At 71.7% G+C, this 21366-nt stretch carries 19 protein-coding genes; 8 read left to right on the top strand and 11 right to left on the bottom strand.

Translation table 11 applies throughout. From position 1 onward, the window contains the following. Positions 1 to 7: 7 nt before the first annotated feature. From IO24_RS0126950 to IO24_RS0126915, 8 genes are all read right to left on the bottom strand, one after another. On the bottom strand, positions 8 to 1387 hold the full coding sequence (locus IO24_RS0126950; RefSeq protein ID WP_031139842.1) for a YcaO-like family protein: 1380 nt from the start codon (positions 1385 to 1387) through the stop codon (positions 8 to 10). Next, a complete protein-coding gene (locus IO24_RS0126945) occupies positions 1384 to 2865 on the bottom strand; it encodes a CocE/NonD family hydrolase (protein ID WP_031139840.1) in 1482 nt (493 codons plus the stop codon). The genes IO24_RS0126950 and IO24_RS0126945 overlap by 4 nt, the downstream gene beginning before the upstream one ends. After that, positions 2862 to 3707, bottom strand: a complete 846-nt coding sequence (locus IO24_RS0126940) for a hypothetical protein (protein ID WP_031139837.1) — start codon at positions 3705 to 3707, stop codon at positions 2862 to 2864. The genes IO24_RS0126945 and IO24_RS0126940 overlap by 4 nt, the downstream gene beginning before the upstream one ends. A 90-nt stretch (positions 3708 to 3797) precedes the next feature. Beyond that, the gene (gene amiA / locus IO24_RS46690; RefSeq protein ID WP_244310224.1) at positions 3798 to 3911 is read right to left on the bottom strand and encodes a streptamidine family RiPP; all 114 of its coding nucleotides are present in this window, start codon (positions 3909 to 3911) and stop codon (positions 3798 to 3800) included. Positions 3912 to 3968: 57 nt separating this feature from the next. Further along, positions 3969 to 4790 (bottom strand): ABC transporter ATP-binding protein, encoded by an 822-nt coding sequence (locus tag IO24_RS0126930; RefSeq protein WP_031139835.1) that lies wholly within the window; start codon positions 4788 to 4790, stop codon positions 3969 to 3971. Positions 4791 to 4810: 20 nt separating this feature from the next. Continuing rightward, a complete protein-coding gene (locus IO24_RS0126925; protein WP_037668495.1) occupies positions 4811 to 5818 on the bottom strand; it encodes a FecCD family ABC transporter permease in 1008 nt (335 codons plus the stop codon). Then, positions 5815 to 6948, bottom strand: a complete 1134-nt coding sequence (locus IO24_RS41040; protein WP_045296569.1) for a FecCD family ABC transporter permease — start codon at positions 6946 to 6948, stop codon at positions 5815 to 5817. The genes IO24_RS0126925 and IO24_RS41040 overlap by 4 nt, the downstream gene beginning before the upstream one ends. A 101-nt stretch (positions 6949 to 7049) precedes the next feature. After that, positions 7050 to 8027 carry an ABC transporter substrate-binding protein gene (locus IO24_RS0126915; protein WP_031139828.1) on the bottom strand — a complete coding sequence of 326 codons (978 nt, stop codon included), beginning with the start codon at positions 8025 to 8027 and terminating at the stop codon, positions 7050 to 7052. Positions 8028 to 8112: 85 nt separating this feature from the next. Here IO24_RS0126915 and IO24_RS0126910 point away from each other — a divergent pair, with 85 nt between their 5' ends. From IO24_RS0126910 to IO24_RS46685, 5 genes are all read left to right on the top strand, one after another. Continuing rightward, a complete protein-coding gene (locus IO24_RS0126910; RefSeq protein ID WP_031139826.1) occupies positions 8113 to 9312 on the top strand; it encodes a YncE family protein in 1200 nt (399 codons plus the stop codon). 292 nt (positions 9313 to 9604) lie between these two features. Then, positions 9605 to 9739: a hypothetical protein gene (locus IO24_RS47230; RefSeq protein ID WP_267886828.1), complete on the top strand. Its 135-nt coding sequence runs from the start codon at positions 9605 to 9607 to the stop codon at positions 9737 to 9739. Between the two features lie 25 nt (positions 9740 to 9764). After that, positions 9765 to 10589 carry an FAD binding domain-containing protein gene (locus IO24_RS0126900; RefSeq protein WP_031139824.1) on the top strand — a complete coding sequence of 275 codons (825 nt, stop codon included), beginning with the start codon at positions 9765 to 9767 and terminating at the stop codon, positions 10587 to 10589. Positions 10590 to 10595: 6 nt separating this feature from the next. Continuing rightward, positions 10596 to 13358: a molybdopterin-dependent oxidoreductase gene (locus tag IO24_RS0126895; protein WP_031139822.1), complete on the top strand. Its 2763-nt coding sequence runs from the start codon at positions 10596 to 10598 to the stop codon at positions 13356 to 13358. Positions 13359 to 13838: 480 nt separating this feature from the next. Next, a complete protein-coding gene (locus IO24_RS46685) occupies positions 13839 to 13988 on the top strand; it encodes a hypothetical protein (protein WP_244310223.1) in 150 nt (49 codons plus the stop codon). A 210-nt stretch (positions 13989 to 14198) separates the two neighbouring features. Here IO24_RS46685 and gap read toward each other — a convergent pair whose 3' ends face one another. Further along, on the bottom strand, positions 14199 to 15197 hold the full coding sequence (gene gap / locus IO24_RS0126885; RefSeq protein ID WP_031139820.1) for a type I glyceraldehyde-3-phosphate dehydrogenase: 999 nt from the start codon (positions 15195 to 15197) through the stop codon (positions 14199 to 14201). A gap of 96 nt (positions 15198 to 15293) precedes the next feature. After that, positions 15294 to 16250 carry a GlxA family transcriptional regulator gene (locus tag IO24_RS0126880; protein WP_031139818.1) on the bottom strand — a complete coding sequence of 319 codons (957 nt, stop codon included), beginning with the start codon at positions 16248 to 16250 and terminating at the stop codon, positions 15294 to 15296. Positions 16251 to 16579: 329 nt separating this feature from the next. Here IO24_RS0126880 and IO24_RS0126875 point away from each other — a divergent pair, with 329 nt between their 5' ends. Both IO24_RS0126875 and IO24_RS0126870 read left to right on the top strand, forming a co-directional pair. Then, on the top strand, positions 16580 to 18379 hold the full coding sequence (locus IO24_RS0126875) for a S8 family peptidase (RefSeq protein WP_031139816.1): 1800 nt from the start codon (positions 16580 to 16582) through the stop codon (positions 18377 to 18379). Positions 18380 to 18432: 53 nt separating this feature from the next. Then, the gene (locus tag IO24_RS0126870) at positions 18433 to 18816 is read left to right on the top strand and encodes a hypothetical protein (RefSeq protein WP_045296564.1); all 384 of its coding nucleotides are present in this window, start codon (positions 18433 to 18435) and stop codon (positions 18814 to 18816) included. A gap of 202 nt (positions 18817 to 19018) precedes the next feature. Here IO24_RS0126870 and IO24_RS0126865 read toward each other — a convergent pair whose 3' ends face one another. After that, positions 19019 to 20488, bottom strand: a complete 1470-nt coding sequence (locus IO24_RS0126865; RefSeq protein WP_037668528.1) for a SulP family inorganic anion transporter — start codon at positions 20486 to 20488, stop codon at positions 19019 to 19021. 619 nt (positions 20489 to 21107) lie between these two features. Between IO24_RS0126865 and IO24_RS0126860 the strand changes: the two genes are divergently transcribed. Further along, entirely contained in the window at positions 21108 to 21302 is a 195-nt protein-coding gene (locus IO24_RS0126860) for a hypothetical protein (protein ID WP_234335286.1), read from the top strand. The last annotated feature ends 64 nt before the right edge of the window (positions 21303 to 21366 follow it).

Below are 21366 nucleotides of genomic sequence, written 5' to 3'. Positions count from 1 at the left end.
ACGGACCTCACATGTGCGGCGGAGGCGCCAGGGTGAAGTCCTGCGGCGCGCTCGGCGGGTCGGTGCGCCATCCGCGTTCGGCGGCGGCTTCGGAAAGGCGCGGGCAGCCGAAGTAGCCGAAGGCCGCCGGGGCGTTGGGAAGGAGCCCGGAGACGAGGACCCTGGCGACGCGCAGGGAGGTCTCGGCCACATCCTCGGTGGTGAGGTCGAACGTCATGACACGGTGGCCGCCCCCGCGCAGCGCACGCTCCAGGCGCTCCCGGCTGCCGGGCTCGACCATGTCGACGGACACGGTTCCGAGGGCCGGCTCGGTGAAGCGCCGGGCCTCGGCCGCCATCCGCTCGTCCAGCCACACCTGCACGTGCGCGCCCAGGTCCCGCACGTGCTCGAACTGCTCGCCGCACACATCGAGATAGCGGCCGTCGGCGCGGTGCTCCAGGTAGAGCCCCCGGGCGAGCAGCCCGGCCTCGACGGCCTGGAAGACCCAGCCGTCAGCACTGGTCAGGCCCTGGGTGAAGACCCAGGTGTGGACGGCTTCGAGGACGGCCTTGCGGGCTGCTTCGGCGGGGTCGTACTTGCAGGCGAAACCGGCGGCGTACAGGCCGAGGCGCGGGTCGTGGACGAGTGCGGCCATGCAGGGGGCGAACTCCGAGGGCATCTCGACGATGTGGACGTCGAGAGCGGAGCCGGCGAGGTCGTCGGCGAGGCCGGGCACGCTCGCCGGGTCGATGCCCCGGGCCGGGCCGTCGAGATGCCACCACAGTTCCAGGGCGTCGCGTTCGACGATCTCCAGCAGGCCGCGTTCGGCGGCGTCGTCAAGGCCCTGACCGGTGGCGATCCCGGCGTAGTTGAGGTGGTGGGTGCGGGGCAGCTCACGCAAGTCGCCCTGGCGCCAGTTGAGGTGGGTGAGCGAGACGGGTGCCCAGACCTCGGCGGTGGTCCCGTCGGCCAGCGGTTCCGTTCCGCGGGTCCACAGCGCCGGGGTGTCGGCGGTGAGGGGGCGATAGGGGAACTTCGGCCGGGCGTACTGCCAGGGCGCGTAGGCGGGCAGGTCCCCGGGGCCGTACAGGCGCAGGCCCTTCTCGGCCAGTTCGGCGGCGGTGGCGCGCAGGGGGGCGTCGGGGTGGCCGGGCGGCGGCACGCGGTTGCCGCAGTACCGCTCAATGCCCTCGGCTATCGCGGCGATGCGGGCTTGTCCGGGGTCGCCGAAGGTGGTGCCGAGGGAGACCCGGTCGGCGGGCCACAGTCCGAGTCTGCGGGCGTCGGATATCTCGGCCGTGAGCGCGGTGTAGCGGGGTGGGGTGCCCGGGGGGTGCTCGACGGGCTTGACCTTGCGGACGATGCCGCAGACGGGGTCGACAAGTGCTTCCAGCGGCAGCGCCGTCATCGCAGGATCTCCTGGGCGGGGTCGGTGGGGGTCGGACGGGACGGGAGCATGTGCAGCCTGAGCGCCACACCGGCCGGATCGACCTCGCGCCGGGACGCGAGCAGGTGACGGGCCGTCACCGGGTCGTCGCCGGTGTGGGGGTTGCGGGCGTGGGCCGGGAAGTGGTGCCCGGCGATCTCCAGCCGCAACCGGGTGCCGGCCCGCAACCGGCACGCGAGCCGGCCGAGGTCGACGGTGAACGCGCCCTCGTGGCCGACCGGTCCGGCACGCCGGACGACGCCGACGGCGAGCCGTGCGGCGGTCCCTTCCGGCGTCAGCGCGACGAGCCGGGCGACCCAGTCGGCGGACGGCGTGTGGGCGGTGGCCCGCAGTTGCACGCTCGCGGGGCCGACCGCGTCGAGCGGACGCGGCAGCGGCGGGGTGACCAACAGGCAGCGGTCGGGCGGACCGTCGGTGGGGACGGTCAGGTCGTCGGAGCGGACGGGGCGGTCGGGGTCGGCGGTGAAGGCGGAGCCGTGCAGCAGCCGCGGCCGTCGGATGCGCGGTTCACCGTGGGTGCCGGCGGGCAGCCACAGGTCGGCGCCGCCCAGTGCCAGGGCCCCGTGGCGGCCGGGGGCGAGTTCGCCGGCCAGGGCGCGGCGGGCCCAGCGCACGTACAGCTCGCCGAGGTTCAGCCGGTGGGCGGGCCCCGCGTCCGGGCCGGGTGCGGTGACCAGGCCGTGCCTCCAGGGGCCGAGCAGCAGACGCGCGGAGGGGCCGCCCCAGGCTTGCCACAGTGCGACGGTCTCGTCGGTGAAGTGGTCGTGGTGGCCGCCCACCGCGAGCAGGGGCAGCCCGGCGTGGGCCGCCCGTGCCACGAGGCGACCGCGATCGTGGTGGCGCCACAGGCCCGCCCAGGAGGGCAGGCTCCGGCCCAGCCGCTCGGGGAGGGCGGTCAGCGGCAGGTGGGCGAGCAGGCCGGGGTCCGCGTCGAGGGCCTTGTCCAGTGCGCTCTCGTCGGAGCCCCGCCGGTCGCCGTGGGCGGCCCACCATCCGGCACGGGAGAGCAGCCGTTCCACGCCGGACGCCTCGCGCGCCGTCTCCGCGGGACCGAGGGCGGGCACGGCCGCGATGACGGCGTCCGGCCGCGCGTCCTCGGGCACGTCGAGGGCGAGGACGAGGGCGCAGTGGGCGGCGTAGGAGGCGCCGGACGCCACCAGCCGGCCGTCGCACCAGGGCTGGCGCCGGATCCAGCGGACGGTCGCCGCTCCGTCCGCTGTCTCGTTCGTGTAGGGGTGCCACTCCCCCGTTGACGCGAAGCGGCCCCGCACGTCCTGGACGACGGCTGCGAATCCGCGGCGGGACCAGCCGCGCGCCTCGGCACGGTGCCGGGTGAGGTCGTAGGGGGTGCGGACCAGGACGGCCGGGAAGGGGCCGTCGCCGGCGGGGAGGTGAATGTCGGTGGCGAGTCCCTCGACGGCCGCGCTGAACGCCGTCATCCGTCCTTCTTCGGTGTCGGTGCGACGTCGGGGACCGGCAGGACGGGGTGTTCGGTGACGGTCAGGGTGCGCAGGTCGACGCGGCGCAGCCGGCGCCGTGCCGGGAGGCCGGCCGGATCGGGGGCGCCGGTGGCCCACCGGCTGAGATCGTCGGCCAGCAGCGCCGCGAGCAGCGTGGCGGCGGGAACGGTGAGCCGGGCCGGTGCGCCGGAGGTGCGGGGCCCGCTCCAGTACGCGGCCAGTTCGCGGTACGCGGGGGTGGCGGCGAGCCGCCGGGAGCGTATGTGGGCCGAGGTCACGTCCCCGGGTCCGGCGGCCACCGGCTCGACGTACGCCTGCCAGCCCTCGCGGTGGCAGCGCAGCCACGCGACACCGTGCTCGGGCAGCCGGTCGGCGACGTCCCACAGCCCGTCGGGCACGGGTCCGTCGAGGCACCACACGACGGCGGCGGGGGCCGTCGCGAGCAGGTCGTCGACGTCGACCGGTGACGTCCGGGGTGTGGTCATGGCGGGATCGGCGCCCAAGGCCGTCAGGTGCGCGGCGAGCGGTTCGGTCAGTACCGGGTCGCCGATCAGCCGGATGTGCCGGCGGTCGGCGGGCCACTCGGCGGGCCGGGTGCCCTGCGCCAGGAATCCGGCCTGCTCGAACCCACGGATGACACGGCGCAGTTCCGTGTCCGCCCGGGCGGTGGTCCCGCCGCCGGTGAGCAGGGAGAGCAGGAGCTGCTCGTCCGCGTCGCCTGTCCTGATGCTGAGGAACTCCCCTTCGGGGGTGCGGACGGCGAGACCTCGCCCGGGTACGGCGACGACCTCGGCACCGGGTACGAGTCGGCTGCGGGACACGGCGATCCTCCTGACGACGGGTCTGGGACGGGCGTGGGCCCGCCCGGAAGGCAACGGGCGGGCCCACGGTCGAGGGAGCTGAGCCCTCGCTTACTCCTCGGTGTCCTCGAAGGGGTTCTCGACGAGCGCGTTGGAGTGGGAGGCCGAGTCGTGAGCCAGCTGACCCGGGTCGACGATCGGTGCGAAGACCTGCTCGTTGTCCATGAACTCTCCTTCATCGTCAGGGAGATACGGCGTTCGGGTGAGCGCCGTGACGCCACACTAATGAATCTGATTTTCATATTCTAGAGCTGCGATGGGGTGATCTGGATAACACACCGGCCAGCCTCCCTCGGGATCCTCGCCGACCCGGCCGGCCACCTTCAGCACCTCCGCCAGCAACCCCGGCGTGACGACCCGCTTCGGCGTCCCGTCGGCCACCACAACGCCCTCCCGCAGGGCGACGATCCGCTCGGCGAACCGGGCCGCGTGGGCCAGGTCGTGCAGCACCATCACCACCGTGAGTCCGCGCTCCTCGCGCAGACGCACCACGGTCTGCAGCACGTCGAGTTGGTGGTGCAGATCCAGGTAGGTGGTCGGCTCGTCGAGCAGCAGGACGCGGGTGTCCTGCGCGAGCGCCATCGCGAGCCGCACCCGCTGCCGCTCACCTCCCGACAGCGCGTCGACGTCACGCTCGGCCCACTGCTCCACTCCCACATCGCGCAGCGCCCGCCGCACGACGGGGTCGTCCCCCTCGCGCAGCATGCCGAGCGGTCCGCGTGCGGCGTACCGCCCCTGACGCACGAGCTGGCACACCGTCATGCCCGGGACCCCTGGGGCCGATTGGTGCAGCAGCGCCACCCTGCGGGCCGTGGCGCGCCTCGAGAGGCGGACGAGATCGTCCCCACCGAGCAGAACGCGCCCCTCGTCCGGTCGCAGCAGTCCGGCGGCCAGCCGCAGCAGGGTCGACTTGCCGCAGCCGTTCAGGCCGATGAGGGCGGTCAGTTCGCCCGGCCGGACGGTCATGTCGACGCCCCTCAGAACGGGTCGTCCGGGGTAGCCGAAACGGACCCCCTCGACATGGATCCCCACGGACTCGGTCATGCTCTGTCCTTAAGTCGGCTTCAGAACGTACGGCTCGGTGTGCGGCGCACGACGACCAGCAGCAGCGCGGCGCCGAGGCAGGCGGTGAGCGCTCCGACCGGCAGCGTGAGCCGTCCGGAGTCCAGCCCTTGGGCCAGCAGACGCGAGGACAACTGCGCGGCGGCATCCGCCCCGCACACCACGACCGCGCCCACGAGGGCGGCACCGGGGAGGCTCACCCGCAGATCCGCGCCGAAAACGGCCACGGCCAGATGCGGAACGAGCAGACCCACGAAGCCCAGCGCCCCGACGGCGGCCACCGCACCGGCCGTCAGCGCCACCGCGCACAGCAGGGCCAGCGTCCGCGCCCGCCGAGCGGACAGGCCGGCCGTGAGGGCGATGTCGTCCCCGCAGCGCAGCAGGGTCAGCGGCCCGGCCATCAGCCAGGCCGCGGCCCCCCAGAGAAGCGCCCACGGCCACAGCAGGTGCCAGTGCTGCCACACCCGGCCCTCGGTGGTGCCCACCAACCACTGCACGACGCTGCCGAGTTCACCCGGCTCCACCAGGAGCACCATGGCGGTGAGCCCGCCGAGCACCGCCGACACCAGCACCCCGTGCACAGCGGTCTGTGCCGGATCGCCCCGGCCGCGGCCGGCGAGCAGCCACAGCAGCGCAGCGCCGGCACACCCGCCCGTACAAGCCGCGAGGACGACGGCCAGCGGCGAGTCCCACCCGGCGAGGCCCAGGGCGGTCGCGGTGACGGCCCCGAGGACCGCGCCCGGCGTCACGCCCGTCACCTCTGGCCCGGCGAGCGGGTTGCGCAGCGCGGACTGAAGGACCAGCCCCGCCACGGCCAGGCACGCGCCCGCACCGAGGGACACCAGCAGTCTGGGCAGGCGCAGTTGGAAGAAGATGTGGCGTTCCGTCGCGTCGCCGCCACCGTTGACGACGTCCCAGACCACCCCCGGGGACATACCGCGCCCGGCCACCAGTTCCAGGCCGGCGCATACGACGGCCAGTGCCGCGAGCGCCGTGAAACGCCGGGTCACCGCGGGTCCTCCGTTCCGGTCTGCGGGGAAGGGGGCAGGCAGGCGCCGCCGGCCCCGGGCAGGTCTCGGCGAGCGTCGTCCGCCGCCCCGGAGCGAGGGACTCCGGCCTCGGCGCCGGAGACAGCCGCCCGCGGCGCGTGCAGCGCCCCGCGCACAGCGGCCGGGCCGGCCGGCGCGCGCCGGCCGGCCCGGCCGCGGCCACCCGACCGCATCAGAGCGATCCCGGCCGGCACCCCCAGCAGGGCCGTCCAGGCACCGGCCGGGGTTTCCACGGGCGCCAGCGCCAGCCGGGCCGGGACATCGGCGGCCATCACGACGGCGGCACCCCAGGCGGCCGACCACGGAAGCCAGCGCACCGCCCCGGCCGCGGGGCTGAACCACCGGGCCAGATGCGGGGCGAGGAAACCCACCCAGGCGACCGGACCGCACACGGCCGTCACCGGGGCGATCAGCAGCACGGCGATGGCCAGCGCCGCGAGCCGCGCCCGCTGGGCGCGCACGCCCAGCGCCTCGGCGTCCTCGTCGCCCAGCCGCATCACCGACAGCACCGGCGCGCACAGCACGAGGGCGGGGACCGCGACGAGCAGCCACGGCCAGAGCCCAGCGATGTCGTCCCAGGTCCGGGCGGACAGGGAACCGAGCAGATAGCGGTAGATGAGTTGGAGGTCGAGCTGGTCGGCCATGACCATCAGCACGAGCAGCGCGGCCTGCAACGCGGCAGCGACCGCGGCGCCGGTCAGCAGTACGGCGGACGGGCTGCGGCCCAGCCCGGCGGCGAGCAGGGTCAGCCCACCGCCGAGCGCGGCCCCGCCGATGGCCAGCAGAGGCTGGACGGCGGCGGGCAGGGACAGGGTCAGCACCAGAGGAGCGGCCACGCCCAACGCGGCCCCGGACGACACACCCAGCATCTCCGGCACCGCCAGGGGATTGCGCAGTGCTTCCTGCAGCACCAGTCCGGCCGCCCCCAGACACGCACCGGCGACGAGCGCCAGCACCAGGCGAGGCACGCGGAGTTCGGTGACGACGATCCCGGCGAGGCTGCTGTCCCCCTCCAGTACCGCGCCGACCAGCCGGTGCGGCGGGACGTAGGGAGTGCCGAGGCTCAGCGCACAGACCGAGGATGCGGCCAGCAGGACGACCACCAGGAGGGGTTGCCACCTGGATGTACCGGGCGACGGCCGCCGTCCGCCCGCCTCGGCGGGGACCGGGGCGGGGACCGGCAGGGGTGTCCTCACCGCAGCGCGGCCGTGGCCTCGTCGAGGACGATGCCCAGCGAACGGGTGCCGCGTCCCTTGGCCCACACCTCCGAGTTCACTTCGTGGACGTCGCCGTTCTTCACCGCCGGGATCTTGCTCCAGAGGGGATTCGCGGCCAGCTTCTCCGAGAGCTTGCCGTCCGCGCCGCCGAAGCTCATCGTCTCGACGAACAGCACGTCCACGCCTTGAGCGAGAATCTCCTCCAGGCTGTAACTGCCCTCTACACCACGGGACTTCCAGGGGTATTCGGCGATCTTGGGGAACAGGCTGGCGGTCACGTCGGCCTCCGGGGTGGCGACGCCGAAGTTCTCGTCACTGCCGTAGATGATGAGCGCGGTCTTGTCGCTCGGCGTCTTCTCGGCGTCGGCCAGCTTGGCGCGGAAGGCCTTCTCGGCCTTTTCGCCTTGTGCGGTGCGGCCGGTCAGGGCGGCGACGTCGCGCAGGTAGCCGACGCTGTCCTCCCAGGTCTCGGGCTGCATGGGCCAGAACGTGGTGGCGCCCTTCAGGGCGGGGGCGAGCTTGCCGTGGGTGTCCCCCAGCCCGATGACCAGGTCGGGCTTGTGGGACAGGATCGCCTCCACCTCCGGGGCGATGAATCCCCCGGGGATGACGTCGGCCTTCTTGGCCTTCTCCTCCCCGAGGAAACCGGGGTGGGAGAGCAGCGCGCTGTTGGTGGCCGTCGGGACGATGCCCAGTTCGGTCAGGATGTCGTCGCAGAGCGCGAACAGGCAGACGATGCGCTCGGGTTCCTTCTTCAAGGAGACCTTGACGCCGTTCGTGTCGGTCACTTCCGTCGACGCCTTGATGGGTTCGACGGTGACCTCGGTCCTCGCCGCGGGCCCGGCCTTGTCACTCGCGGGCTCGTCGGACGACGAGCCGCAGCCGACCAGCACGGAACCCACCAATGCCGCGGCGATCCAACTGCGGACGAATCTCGACGGTGAGCGCAGCATCGATGCCCTCGCTTCTTCTCAGGTGCCGGGAACGCACCGAAGATACATGATAATCGTTTTCAGCAAACAGGTTTCCGGAGGACCCATGCCCACTGCCGCACCCGTCCTGCTCGTCTCCGACCACGTGGACGGATCCGTCCACGTGGTGACCGTGCCGGACGGCACCGTCACCGGACGTCTCACCGGCCGTCATCTCTCAGAGCACGCCGGGTTCCTGGCCCTGTCCGGAGGGCGGGTGGCCTGTGTCGACGACCGCCGGGGGGAACTGCTGGTACTCGATCCCTTCGGCGAGAAGCTCGTGGAACGCGCCGTGCCGGTCGCCGTCCCGGCCGAGCACCTCGCCTGCGACCCGGCCGGCCGCCGGCTGGCCGTGACCACCGGCCTGGGCAAGAACACCGAACCGTGGTCGGACCTGCTGACGGTCGTCGACCTGGCCGCCGACGCGACCGCACGCGTACGCACGCGGGTCGGCGAGCCAGGCGTGACGGTGCTGGGCGGCGGCGACCCGCTGGTCGTGCTGCGGCACCGGGAACCCGGGGCGCTGACCGCACACCGGTTCGCGGATCTGCTCGCGGCTCCGCCCGGCTGCCCCGTGGTCCCGCCCCACGAACTCCTGCCGCTGCCCGATGACGGACACGGGGACGCACAGGCACCCGACTCGGGGCACGTGTTCGTGGCCACCGGCGAGGGGGTGCACCGGGCCCGGAGGAAGGACAACACCCTCGTGGCCGAGGCCGTGATCCCGTGGGAATCGCCCGCCCGGGGCTGGTACCTGCGCCTCGACACCCGGCGGCCGGCACTGTGGAGCACACTGCGCGGCGGCGCTCCCGACCCGCTGCGGTGGCCGGAGTGGACCAACCAGGCATGGCGCCACGATCTGGCAACCGGTCGCACCTTCCTGACGGACCTCGGTCCCGGACTGGTCTTCCGGCTGGCCCTCGCCCGGAACCACACCGCGTTCACCCGCATCCACCCTGATGGCGACGAACTGATCCTCCTGGGCGCCGACGACACCGTCCGCCGCCTCCCGCTACCCGTGATGGACGGCGCACCGCGTCGCGGCGGCACTCCCTGGGAAGGCGTCCAGCGCCGGGCCGTGGCCGCCTCACCCGGCGCCGACTGGGTCGCCGTCACCCGCGGCGGCCACGGCGAAGTACACATCGTCGACGCGCAGACAGGCCACGAGACGACCCGTCTGCGGTTGAACACGCCGCTGCATCATGGCGGCCACGTGATGCTCCGCAGCCGGAACGACGGTGCCGACGGCGATCCGGTGGGCCGGTGACGACGCCGTACAGACCGATGGATCACGCGATGATGCCGGGCGGCGGTCACGGGTGCTCCTGTCGCCGCCCGGCGTCTCCGCATCACCCGATCGGCCCCCTTGCCGGGCATGGCCGCCGGGGAGCCTAGCTGTGCACCCAGGGCCGATTGCCGGCCGGGAGATCGTGCAGGGAGCAAGATGAGCGAGTCACATACGGTCCGGGAGGGCGTCCTCACCGTCGGGGTGGCCGTTGCCCGTTCGGGACGGCCGGCGTCCCCGGGTGATGACCCCCTGGACTTGGACCCGCGGCCCCGTGCCCGACATCGCCACGGTCGCGCCGGCCGGTGGTCAGTGGCAGCCGGGCACGCGCCACGACGACGAGCTCGCCATCGTCACGCCCGGCCAGGTCGACGGACTGTCTGTCACCGGCGATCTCGTCACCGCCTGACCGAGGCGAAGCCTGGGAGAGTGCCATGGACTTGACGGCGGTGCGTGAAATCGTCGACGGACAGAGCGCGTTGCCCTGGCGGCAGGGGGATGCATGGCTGGCCGGCGGCACCACTCTGTTCGCCGAGCCCCGACCCGGTCTGCGGCGACTGCGCGATCTGACCGCCCATGGCTGGCCGCCGCTCACCCTGACCGAGGCCGGGATCGAGGTGGCTGCCACCTGCACCGTCAGCGAGTTGCTGGCCTTCGCCGAAACGCCCGGCGCACCGTGGCCGTCGGGGCGAGCGCTGATCGCCGGTTGCTGCCGGGCGTTCTCGTCCTCCTTCAAGGTATGGAACACCGCGACGGTAGGAGGCAACCTGTGCGCCGCCCTGCCGGCCGGACCCATGATCTCCATGGCCGTGGCGCTGAACGGCACCTGCCGGGTACGCGCCCTGGACGGAGCGGAACGTGCCGTACCCGTCCGAGACTTCGTCTCCGGACCCGGGTCCACCGTGCTGGCTCCGGGTGAACTGCTGCGCTCGCTCACGCTGCCCGCCGGCGCACTTGCCGCGCACAGTGTGATGCGCAGAGTGGCTACGCACACGTGGGGCAGGTCAGTGGCCCTGGTCACCGGCATCCGGGGCGGGCCGGAAGGACGGCTGACCGTCGCGGTCACCGCCGCCACGACCCGGCCGGTGGCCGTCTCCTTCACGTGCGCGCCGTCTCCCGACGAGCTGCGCGGCCGCCTGCTGTCGGCGCTCCCCCGCCGTCTCCTCCTCGACGATGCCCACGGGCGGCCGCCCTGGCGTCGGCACCTGGCCGTGCACTTGGCGGAAGAGGTCCGCAGCGCCCTAGCCGAGGAGAGGTAGACCCCGGTGTCCTTCAGCGTATGCGTCAACGGCCGTGGCAGCGATCAGCCGCCCCTGCCAGGACAGTGTCTGCGCACCTACCTGTGCGAGCAGGGCTGGACGGGGGTGAAGAAGGGCTGCGACAGCGGGGACTGCGGGGCGTGCACCGTGCATGTGGACGGCATGGCCGTGCACAGCTGCCTGTATCCCGCTCACCGCGTCGACGGCCGCACGGTGACCACCGTCGAAGGCCTCGGCGCCGACGGCATCCTGCATCCGGTTCAGGAGGCGTTCGTCCGGACCCAGGGATTCCAGTGCGGCTACTGCACGCCAGGATTCGTCATGACCACCGCGGCCCTGAGCCAAAGCCAACTGGACGACCCTTCACAGGCGTTGAAAGGGAATCTGTGCCGCTGCACCGGCTACGGGTCGATCAGCCGGGCAGTACGGGCCGTATCCGAGCACGGCACACGATCGTACGTGTCTCAGCGCGCTCCCGGCTCGACGGACCCGGCCGCACACGATGTCGTCACCGGCGCCGCGCGCTTCACCCTCGACGGCCCCGAGCCGGTCGGGATGCTGCACCTGGCCCTGGTGCGCTCACCGCATCGGCACGCCCGCATCCTGGACATCGACACCCGCGCCGCGCTCGCCGTGCCGGGCGTGCACGCCGTCCTCACCCACCGGCACGCTCCCGCGATCCGTTTCTCCACGGCGCTGCATGAGCGGACCGAGGACGACCCGGCCGACCTGCGAGTCCTTGACGATGTGGTGCGCCATGTCGGCCAGCGCGTCGCCGCCGTCGCCGCCGACAGTCTCGCCCTGGCCCAGGAGGCCTGTCGTCTGGTCCGCGTCACCTACCAGGTGCTTCCCGAAGTCGGCACCGCTCAGGAGGCGATGCGGCCCGGTGCCGTGCGGGTGGGCGACGGGCCCAACGTGATCGCGCACCTGCACCGGTCCACGGGCGACGTCGACCGCGGCCTGGCAGAGGCCGACACCGTCTACGACCACACCTTCACCACCCAACGGGTACAGCACACCACATTGGAATGCCACGCCACCCGGGCCTGGACGGACGGCGAAGGACGGCTGCGGGTGCACACCTCCACGCAGGCCCCGCACCTGGTGCGCCGGCGCCTGTGTGACATCTTCGGCTTCGGCCTGGAGCAGGTACGGGTCACCACGGGCCGCATGGGCGGTGCGTTCGGCGGCAAGCAAGAGGTCCTGACCGAGGACATCACCACCCTCGCCTGCCTGCACACCGGGCGCCCGGTGCAGCTGGAACTCTCCCGCACCGAGGAACTCACCGCGACCACCACCCGGCATCCCTTCCGCACCGGAGTGACCATCGGCTCGCGCCGAGACGGCACGCTCACCGCGATGAAGATCCACGTGCTCGCCGACACGGGCGCGTACGGCAATCACGGCCCCGGCGTGCTGGAGACCGGCTGCGCGGAAGGGCTCGCTCCCTACCGGTGTCCGAACCTGACAGTGGACGCCTACAGCGTGCGCACCCACAACGTTCCCTCCGGCGCGTTCCGCGGCTACGGCGCGGCGCAGATCGTCTTCGCCGTCGAATCCGCTCTCGACGACATCGCCCACCGCCTCGGCCTGGATCCGCTGACCATGCGGGAGCGGGCCTGCCTGCGCCCCGCAGACCGGGCGGCCCTTCCCGGCGTGGGCGGGCAACACGCCCTCATGGGAAGCGCCCTGAACGACGTACTCCACGCCCTGAGGCAGGCACGCGAGGACCGCTGTCTCGAGCGCGAGCGCCCTGCCCCAGCCGGGTGCCACGTCGGTGAGGGCCTGGCCATCGCCGCCCATCACAGCGTGCCGGCCGACGGCCACATCGCCCGGGCGAAGGCATCACTGGCCGCCGACGGCTGCTACGACCTCACCACCGGGGCCCCGGAGTTCGGAAGCGGCGCCGGCGCCGCCCTGTGCCTCATCGCCGCCCGGACGCTGGGAACCAGCACGGCACGCGTCCGGCTGCGCCAAGGCGACACCGACCTCCTCGAACACGACACCGGGGGCTTCGCCTCCAGCGCCGTGCCCCTCACCGGCCAGGCCGTGACCCGCGCCTGCCAAGAACTCGCCGGGCTCCTCATCGACACAGCAGCCGCCATCACCGACTCCCCACCAGAGAACTGCCGTCTCACCAAGGACGCCGTTCACTGCGCCGGAACGGCCCTGCCACTCACCGGCGTTCACCGCTACGCCCAGACGGCCGGCCTGCGCCTGCAAGCCGACGCCACGGCCGCCGCGGAAGACGCTGACCGTGACCTGACCCTGTCAGTCAGCGCCCAGTGGTTCCGCGTCTGCGTGAACCCGGACACCGGCATCATCAGCGTCCTCGACAGCGTGCACATCGCCGACGCCGGACGCGTCATCCACGCCGAACAAAGCCGCGCCCAGATCGAAGGAGTTGTCGTCCAATGCCTCGGTTGCACCCTCAGCGAAGAACTGTCCACCGGCCCCGACGGCCACATCACCACACCCGACCTGCGTTCCTACATCATCCCCCGCCTCGGGGACCATCCCCCCACCCATGTCCAGCTCATCGACCACGACAGCGCAACTGCCCCCAGACCCCTCGCCGAACTGGCCATCAACCCCATCGCCCCGGCACTCGCCAACGCTGTTCACCGCGCCCTCGGCGTCCGCATCCGCACCCTGCCCCTGCGCCCGGATGCCGTGTGGTCAGCCCTGGCCCCGGCTTCCGGCAGGACACGGGCAGATGCGCCCAGCGGAACGCAGCGTCCGATCGCCCGAGGAGGCGAACCGTCGTGAGTGCCGGTTTCATCAGCCGCCGCGGCTTCCTCAACTCCACCGCCGGCCTGACAGCCGGCCTTGCGCCCGGTATCGCACCGGTGGATGCTCCGGCGACCGTCTCCGGTGACCCGACATCGGTGGTCACCTACCGTGCGATCACCGGGGGCTCGGTCACCACCAGCGGTAGCGGCCAGGCGCTGATCGCCGAGGTCCAGGGCGTGTTCTGGAGCATCCCGCAGGCAGGCGGGGGCGCCCGGCAGTTGACGGACTGGCCGCTGGAAGCCACACGTCCGGCTCTCTCACCGGACGGCGAGACGATCGCGGTGTGCGGCTATCGCGGCGGAGGCTTCCACCTGTGGTCGCTGCGCAGCGACGGCACCGGTCTGCGCCGGCTGACCGACGGACACCGGCAGCGAACGGCACCACCTGCCCGCCCCGCACCAGTCACTGTCCGACCGTGTCGCAGCCGGGCCCGTCTGGTCACCCGACGGCCGATGGATGGCCCTGATCGCCGAATCCGTACTGTGGGCCCTGCCCGTCACCGACGACGGCACCCCCGCAGGGCCGGCTCGCCGCCTGACCGACAAGCCCGCCGACCACCCCACTGGTCCATCCACGACGGCCTTCCCCGCCGGCAGGCCGACCTGACCGCGCTCCGCCAGGCCGGCCATGCCCGTCCACCGCACGGCACCACCTGGCTGGAGACCGCCCGCGCCATGCAACGCGGATCCTGCTGCGGTGTTCAGTGACGTACCGATGTACCACAGCAGCGCGGTTCGCTCACCCGTCAGGCGCTGCACGACGCGGCAGCGCACACCCTCGGCATACGGTTCCTCGACGGCGTGGGCCTCGGTGCGGTCAGCGGGTGGCGAGGAACTGCAGCGTGTCGATCACTCGGTTCGAGAAGCCCCACTCGTTGTCGTACCAGGCGACCACCTTCACGTGACGGCCGTCGACGCGGGTGAGAGCCGAATCGAAGATCGATGAGGCGGGATTGCCCACGATGTCGGAGGAGACCAGCGGGTCCTCGGAGTACTCGAGGACGCCGGCGAGCGGTCCCTGCGCCGCGGCACGGTAGGCGGCGAGCACGTCGTCGCGGGTCACATCGCGGGCGACCGTGGTGTTGAGTTCGACGATCGAGCCCACCGGTACCGGTACGCGGATCGAGTCGCCCGACAACTTGCCGTCCAGGCTCGGCAGCACCAGGCCGATCGCCTTGGCGGCGCCGGTCGTGGTCGGCACGATGTTGACGCCGGCCGCACGGGCGCGACGGGCGTCGCGGTGCGGGCCGTCCTGCAGGTTCTGCTCCTGCGTGTAAGCGTGCACCGTCGTCATGAATCCGTGCTCGATGCCCGCGAGGTCGTCGAGCACCTTCGCCAGCGGGGCGAGCGCGTTGGTGGTGCAGGAGGCGTTGGAGACGATCGTGTGCAGGTCCGGGTCGTAGGCGTCGGTGTTGACCCCGAACGCGAGGGTGACGTCGGCGCCGTCCGACGGCGCGCTGACGAGCACCTTCTTCGCGCCCGCGTCGAGGTGGGCGCGGGCGGCCTTGGCCGAGGTGAAACGGCCCGTGGCTTCCAGGACGATGTCGACGCCGAGTTCGGCCCAGGGCAGCTGCGCCGGCTCGCGCTCGGCCAGCACTGTGATCCGGCGGCCGTCGACGACGAGGGCGTTCCCCTCGACGGACACCGGGCGCCCGAGGCGGCCGGCCGTGCTGTCGTAGGCGAGCAGCCGGGCGAGCGTGGCGGGCTCGGTGAGGTCGTTGACGGCGACGATCTCGAGGGCGCTGTCGCGCTCCAGCAGGGCGCGCAGCACATTGCGTCCGATGCGGCCGAATCCGTTGATGGCGATGCGAGTCATAGGTGATGTCCCTTCCCTTCGCCACCAGGCTCGCCTGCGGCTCACGCCGCCGACAGTGGCGCGATCGCCATGGTTCAAAAGGATCCCGCCAGGGTGTTACTCGCCCTGTGTGAAGGTGCGCCGGTATTCGCTCGGGGTGGTGCCCAGGATCCGCTGGAAGTGCAGGCGCAGGTTCGCGCCGGTACCGAGCCCGACGTCGGCGGCGATCTGTTCGACGCTGCGCTCGGAGCGCTCCAGCAGTTCGCGGGCCAGGTCGATGCGGGCGCGCATCACCCACTGCATCGGCGTGTAGCCGGTCTCCTCGACGAAGCGCCGGGAGAACGTGCGCGCCGAGACGCCGGCCTGCCGCGCCAGCAGGTCGAGGGAGAGGGGTTCGCCGAGCCGGTGCAGCGCCCACTCGCGGGTGGCCCCGAAGCGCTCGCCGAGCGGCTCGGGCACGCTGCGCGGCACGTACTGGGCCTGGCCGCCACTGCGGTAGGGGGCCGCGACCAGTCGGCGGGCCGCGTGGTTCGAGGCGGCCACTCCGAGGTCACCGCGCAGGATGTGCAGGCACAGGTCGATGCCGGAGGCGGCGCCGGCCGAGGTGAGCACGCTGCCCTCGTCGACGAACAGGACGTTCTCGTCGACCCGGATGAGCGGATGCCTCGCCGTGAGTGCTCGCGTGTAGTGCCAGTGCGTCGTGGCGCGCCTGCCGTCGAGCAGGCCCGTGGCGGCGAGCGCGAAGGCCCCGGTGGAGATGGCGGCGAGCCGCGCGCCCCGGGCATGAGCGGCGATCAGCGCATCGACCACAGCCTGCGGAGGGTCCTCTCGGTCCGGGTGCCGGTAGCCGGGGACGAAGACGATGTCGGCCCACGTCAACGCGTCCAGGCCGTGGGCGACGGAGTACGAAAGGCCGTCGCCGCCGGTCACGAGACCGGGTGCCGCCCCGCACACCCGCACCTCGTACGGCATGCTCGCGCGGGTCGCGAAAACCTGCGCGGGAATGCCGACATCGAGCGGCTTCGCACCCTCGAGCACAAGGACGGCGACGCGATGAAGACGGGAGGATGACACGAGAAAGAGGCTACGTGGGGCGTGCCGTCGATACGGCCACTGCCCGGGCTCGACAGTCGACACCGGGCGGGCCGCCTTCCGCCGTGCGGTCCACCGCCCGCCCGCCTGGCCTCTGCGTGGTCTCCACTCGCTCGATGCCGGCCTGGGCATGGTCCGCCGAACGCCGATGCCGGACCGATCCGGAGCGGAGTCGACTATTTGTCCACTCAGGGCGATCGATGAGCCTCAGACCCTTCCCTTGTCATGCCCTCATCTGAAATCTTGCGTCGACCCATTCAGCCCATGGCCCGGTCGGCGCCACCCCTTGCCCCGGGCTCTCGGAGGATGCTGTGACAACCCCCCGCACACCCCAGCGCCGTCTCAGACGGTCGTTGCTGCCCGTCGCCGCCGTCGGAGCGGCTCTCGCGCTCGCCACACCCGCCGGCGCGGCCGACGCGGACACCGGCCTTCCGCCGGGCCCGGCCGCGGCCCGCGCCGCCGCGCCCGCCCAGATCGCCGCCGGCACCCGCTCCTACCTCGTCATCACCGCTCCCGGTGACACCTCGGCCGTACGCAACGCCGTCGCGGGGAAGGGCGGTTCGGTCTTCGCGCATTACGACGCGATCGGCGTGGTGGTCGCACACTCCTCTTCGGCCGGCTTCGCCACCGCGATGCGTTCCGTCGCGGGCGTGCAGAAGGTCGGCGCGACCCGCACCTCGGACGTCCCCGCGGATGCCTACTCCCCCACTCTGCCGGGTGCTCCCGGGCAGTCGCCCACCAGTCTCACCGAGACCGCGCGGTGGGACATGACCAGGATCAACGCCGACAAGGCCTGGGCCGTCAGCACCGGCTCGCCGTCCGTCAAGGTGGGTGTCCTCGACACCGGAGTGGACGACCGTCACCAGGACATCGCGCCCAACTTCGACGCTGCCGACTCCGTCTCCTGCGCCTACGGCAAGGCCGACACCCGCGCCGGAGCCTGGCGTGACGTCGGCACCCATGGCACCCATGTGGCGGGCACCATCGCCGCCGCGAAGAACGGCAAGGGAGTGGTCGGCGTCGCGCCGGGCGTGACGCTCGCCTCCGTGCGCATCGCGGAGCCGGGCACCAGCATGTTCTTCGCCGAGAACACCATCTGCGGGTTCATGTGGGCCGGTGACCGCGGTTTCGACGTCACCAACAACAGTTATTACACGGACCCGTGGATGTTCAACTGCCCCGACGACCCGGACCAGGCGGCCATCATCGAGGGTGTGCGCCGGGCACAGGAGTACGCGGAGGGCAAGGGCTCGCTCCAGGTCGCGGCAGCGGGCAACTCCAACTACGACCTGGCGAACAAGCGCACTGACAGTTCCAGCCCGAACGACTCGACCCCCGTCAACCGCACCATCACGAACGCCTGCGTCGACATCCCGACGGAGCTGCCAGGCGTCGTGACCGTCGGGGCGATGGGCAACGGGAACATCAAGGCGTCATACTCCAACTTCGGCAGGGACGTCATCGATGTCGCGGCCCCGGGCGGTGACGGAGCCTACGGCGTCTACTCCACGCTCCCCGGCGGCAAGTACGGGAACATGAACGGCACTTCGATGGCCTCACCGCATGTGGCCGGTGTCGCCGCGCTGCTGAAGAGTGCCGATCCGGCCGCCACCCCCGCGGAACTGCGCGCGCGCCTGGGGACCCAGGCCACGGACACCGCGTGCCCGTCCGACAGCCGCTGCACCGGCACCACCGCGAAGAACGCCTTCTTCGGGGACGGTCAGGTCGACGCGCTGAAGGCCGTCGGTGGCACCGCGCCGCAGCCCGGCCGGTACTTCGACAACGCCACCGACGTCGCCGTCGCCGACAACGCCACGGTGGAGTCACCGATCACCGTGACCGGTGTGCCGGGCAACGCCCCGGCCGCGTTGAAGGTCGGTGTGGACGTCAAGCACACGTACCGCGGCGACCTGGTGCTGTCGCTCGTCGCCCCTGACGGATCGGTCTACTCCCTGGAGGACTTCGCCGACGGCGACAGCGGGGACGACGTGGTGAAGCCGTACACCGTCGACGCCTCGTCGGAGACCGCGTCCGGTACGTGGAAACTGCGCGTCCGCGACATCGCGACACAGGACACCGGGCGGATCGATACCTGGAACCTCACCTTCTAGTTCACGCGCGTCACTACAAGGAGGTACTTGCGATTTTCACCAGATTCGTGAGGATGGCGGTTTCGGCCGTCGCGGTAGCGGGGTCGGTCGTGGCCGTCACCGCCGGACCCGCGTCCGCGAGTTCCAACGCCACCTATTACGGGTGCCCGTACGGAGCCGTGTGCATCTACAACAATGCCGACCCGAACTCCGGTATCCAAAGCGGTGGTGTGTACTGGGCCTACGGTGCACACAACCTCAGCAATCAGTTCGGCGACCACTACGTGGTGAACAACCAGTACGGCGGCGCCTGGGTGGAGCTGTGCACCGGCTACAACGGCACCGGCAGAGGCAACACCATCATCTTCGCGGCGCCCTACGGGAGCGTCCAGAATCTGAGCCCGATCAATTCCATCGTGCTGGGCACCGGCAACAACTACCCCTGCACTCCCCCGTGACCGGCACATAGCTTGAGCGTTTCGCCTCCCGGGGAACGGTGCACGCCCCGCAGGCAGGTGAGCGGCGCCGCGCCCTGGGGTGCGGCGCCTGCTCTGATCCCGCTCGACGCGGATCGTCGACGGCGGCGCCCCCCCCTGCCGGAACCGCCTGGGGGTGGCTCCCTTCCCGTCGCCGGCTCCCCACGGCCTGCCCTTCGGGCCGTTACGCGTACTTCACCGGTTCGGTGACCTTCACCGGTTCCGTGCCGGCCGCACTGTGCCGCTCCGCCCAGGACTCGAGGGCCGTACGGCAGGCGTGGTCGAGGTGGTGCAGGCCGGACAGGTCCAGCTCGACCGGGCGGTCCTGCGGCAGGTTCTCCAGGCTTTCGAGGATTCTCGGCAGCCGCAGGAACGTCGCGTTGCCCGACAGGTAGACCTGGATCGGACCGGCGCTCTTGTCTATGACCTCCAGTTTGATGTGTGAAGCCTCCCAGGCCGTCTTGACGATCGCCAGAGCCAGACCGATGAGCACACCCTCGAACATGTTCACGGCGACGATCGAGACGGCCGTGATCACGAGGATGAGTGCCTCACCCTTGTGGTCCCGCCACAGCGTGGCGATCTGACGGAACGGGATCAGTTTCCAGCCCGCGTGCATGAGGATGCCGGCCAGGGCGGAAATCGGGATCAGGGCCAGGACCCACGGCATCGCGGCCGCGAACAGCAGCAGCCACACACCGTGCAGCACACGGGACGCCTTGGTCTTCGCGCCCGCGTGGACGTTGGCGGAGCTGCGCACGATCACCGCGGTCATCGGCAGCGCGCCGAGCAGGCCGCACAGGGTGTTGCCCGCGCCCTGGGCGATCATCTCCTTGTTGTACTGGGTGCGTGGACCGTCGTGCAGCCGGTCCACGGCGGCCGCGCTGAACAGGCTCTCGGCGGAGGCGATCAGCGCGAACGCGATGATGGTGCCCCAGATGGCCGGGCCGGCCAGCTCGCTGAGGGCTTCGGCGCCGGGCGGCTGGATGACACCGAGCAGGCCTTCGACCCGGACGGTGGCGACCGGCAGGTCGAGGGCGAGGGTGGCGACCGTGGCCAGGACGACCGCCGCGAGGGCGCCGGGCACGGTCTGCACCGACTTCGGCGCCTTCTTCCACAGCACGATGACGGCGATCGTGCCCGCGCCGATCGCGAGGGAGGTCAGGGCCTCGGTACTGCCGAGCGTGTCGGCGAATGCCCCGGGCAGACCCGCGATCTTTCCGATGCCGGTCTCCGGCGCCTTCAGGCCCGCCGCCGCGTAGATCTGGCCGGCGATGATCACGAGACCGATGCCGCAGAGCATGCCCTCGACGACGGAGACGGAGATCGCCCGGAACCAGCGGCCGATCTTCAGGTAGCCCATGGCGAGCTGGAGCAGACCGGCGAACAGCACGATCACGCCGAGCGTGCCCACGCCGAACTCGCTGACGGCCTCGAAGACGATCACGGTCAGGCCGGCGGCGGGTCCGGACACCTGAAGACTGCTGCCGGGCATCAACCCGGCGACGAGGCCGCCGACGATGCCGGTGACGAGGCCGAGTTCGGCCGGGACGCCGGAGGCGACCGCCACGCCGACGCACAGCGGTACGGCGATCAGGAAGACGACGATGGACGCGAGGAAGTCCTGCCGCAGGTAAGGAAACTTGGCCGGCATGGTCATCAACTCCCTCACCGCGTCTCGAAAGTGCCGGAGTGGTCAGGACGCTGTCCGCATAAGCGGGCGTTGTCGATGGATTGCATGGTGGGGGGACCTCCTGGCGCGCCGTGGGGGTGCACGTCGGACTTACCGGGCTAGGGAGTGGGGTGCTCTTTGCCGGTGCAGAAGAAACAGAGCTTTGGCCTTGGCATGACGGGTTGTTTGCGCGGATGCGAAGGGCGTCGTGAATTCGACGTACTGGAGAGCGACGAGGACGGCGGTGAGAGGGGAACCAGGGTCCGGGACTCCACACCTCGGAACATGCGCCCTCCTCCAGACAGCCCCATTACCTTTTGCCCGTACCAATGGTCGGTCAAAGGTGAGTCAAGAACACGTTAACTTGGCAAAGTCGTTTGCGGGGTTAACTCAGCGCTTGCAGGGCCAGAGAGCCTGAAAACCGAAGTGGAGTTGGCGCGAAGCTGTCATTACCCTGAGGAGAAGCACTTTCGCGCTTCCTCCTGCCGGAACCGCGCGTGAGTTCGCGAGCGGTGGTCACACGACCTTCACGCCCTCCCCTTCATCGGCCATGTCGTGACGGGGCACTCGGCCGGCGAGACACGAGGAGGGGTGATCGGCTGTGATCGTCGCTGTGGCCGTGTTGTTGCTGCCCGCGCTCGGGGGGCTGTTGGCCGGTATGGCCTGGTGGGAGGAGCGGCTGTTCCGCGCTTCCGGCGTGCCGCGTCACGCCGGCACCCGCCGTCACCTGCGGCTCGTCCGCGGAGGGCGGGACACTCCAGCGCGCACCTCGGAGCAGCGGCGCCACGCCGCTTGACGAGTCGGTGGCGCGCCGCAGACCGCGGTTGACATGTGCTGCCGGGCACCCGTGCCAGTGACGC

Source organism: Streptomyces flavovariabilis (genome assembly GCF_000725785.1).
Classification (GTDB): Bacteria; Actinomycetota; Actinomycetes; order Streptomycetales; family Streptomycetaceae; genus Streptomyces; species Streptomyces hawaiiensis.
The sequence above is the reverse complement of the archived record's forward strand: the minus strand, read 5'-3'. Positions and strand labels throughout refer to the sequence as shown.

Excerpts from the sequence above, each read along its gene's own strand:
- IO24_RS0126900 (WP_031139824.1), top strand. The coding sequence starts at position 9,765 with ATGGACTTGACGGCGGTGCGTGAAATCGTCGACGGACAGAGCGCGTTG.
- IO24_RS0126950 (WP_031139842.1), bottom strand. The coding sequence starts at position 1,387 with ATGACGGCGCTGCCGCTGGAAGCACTTGTCGACCCCGTCTGCGGCATC.
- IO24_RS46685 (WP_244310223.1), top strand. The coding sequence starts at position 13,839 with ATGGCCCTGATCGCCGAATCCGTACTGTGGGCCCTGCCCGTCACCGAC.
- gap (WP_031139820.1), bottom strand. The coding sequence starts at position 15,197 with ATGACTCGCATCGCCATCAACGGATTCGGCCGCATCGGACGCAATGTG.
- IO24_RS0126910 (WP_031139826.1), top strand. The coding sequence starts at position 8,113 with ATGCCCACTGCCGCACCCGTCCTGCTCGTCTCCGACCACGTGGACGGA.
- IO24_RS0126870 (WP_045296564.1), top strand. The coding sequence starts at position 18,433 with ATGGCGGTTTCGGCCGTCGCGGTAGCGGGGTCGGTCGTGGCCGTCACC.
- IO24_RS0126930 (WP_031139835.1), bottom strand. The coding sequence starts at position 4,790 with ATGACCGAGTCCGTGGGGATCCATGTCGAGGGGGTCCGTTTCGGCTAC.
- IO24_RS0126945 (WP_031139840.1), bottom strand. The coding sequence starts at position 2,865 with ATGACGGCGTTCAGCGCGGCCGTCGAGGGACTCGCCACCGACATTCAC.
- IO24_RS0126865 (WP_037668528.1), bottom strand. The coding sequence starts at position 20,488 with ATGCCGGCCAAGTTTCCTTACCTGCGGCAGGACTTCCTCGCGTCCATC.
- IO24_RS0126915 (WP_031139828.1), bottom strand. The coding sequence starts at position 8,027 with ATGCTGCGCTCACCGTCGAGATTCGTCCGCAGTTGGATCGCCGCGGCA.
- amiA (WP_244310224.1), bottom strand. The coding sequence starts at position 3,911 with ATGGACAACGAGCAGGTCTTCGCACCGATCGTCGACCCGGGTCAGCTG.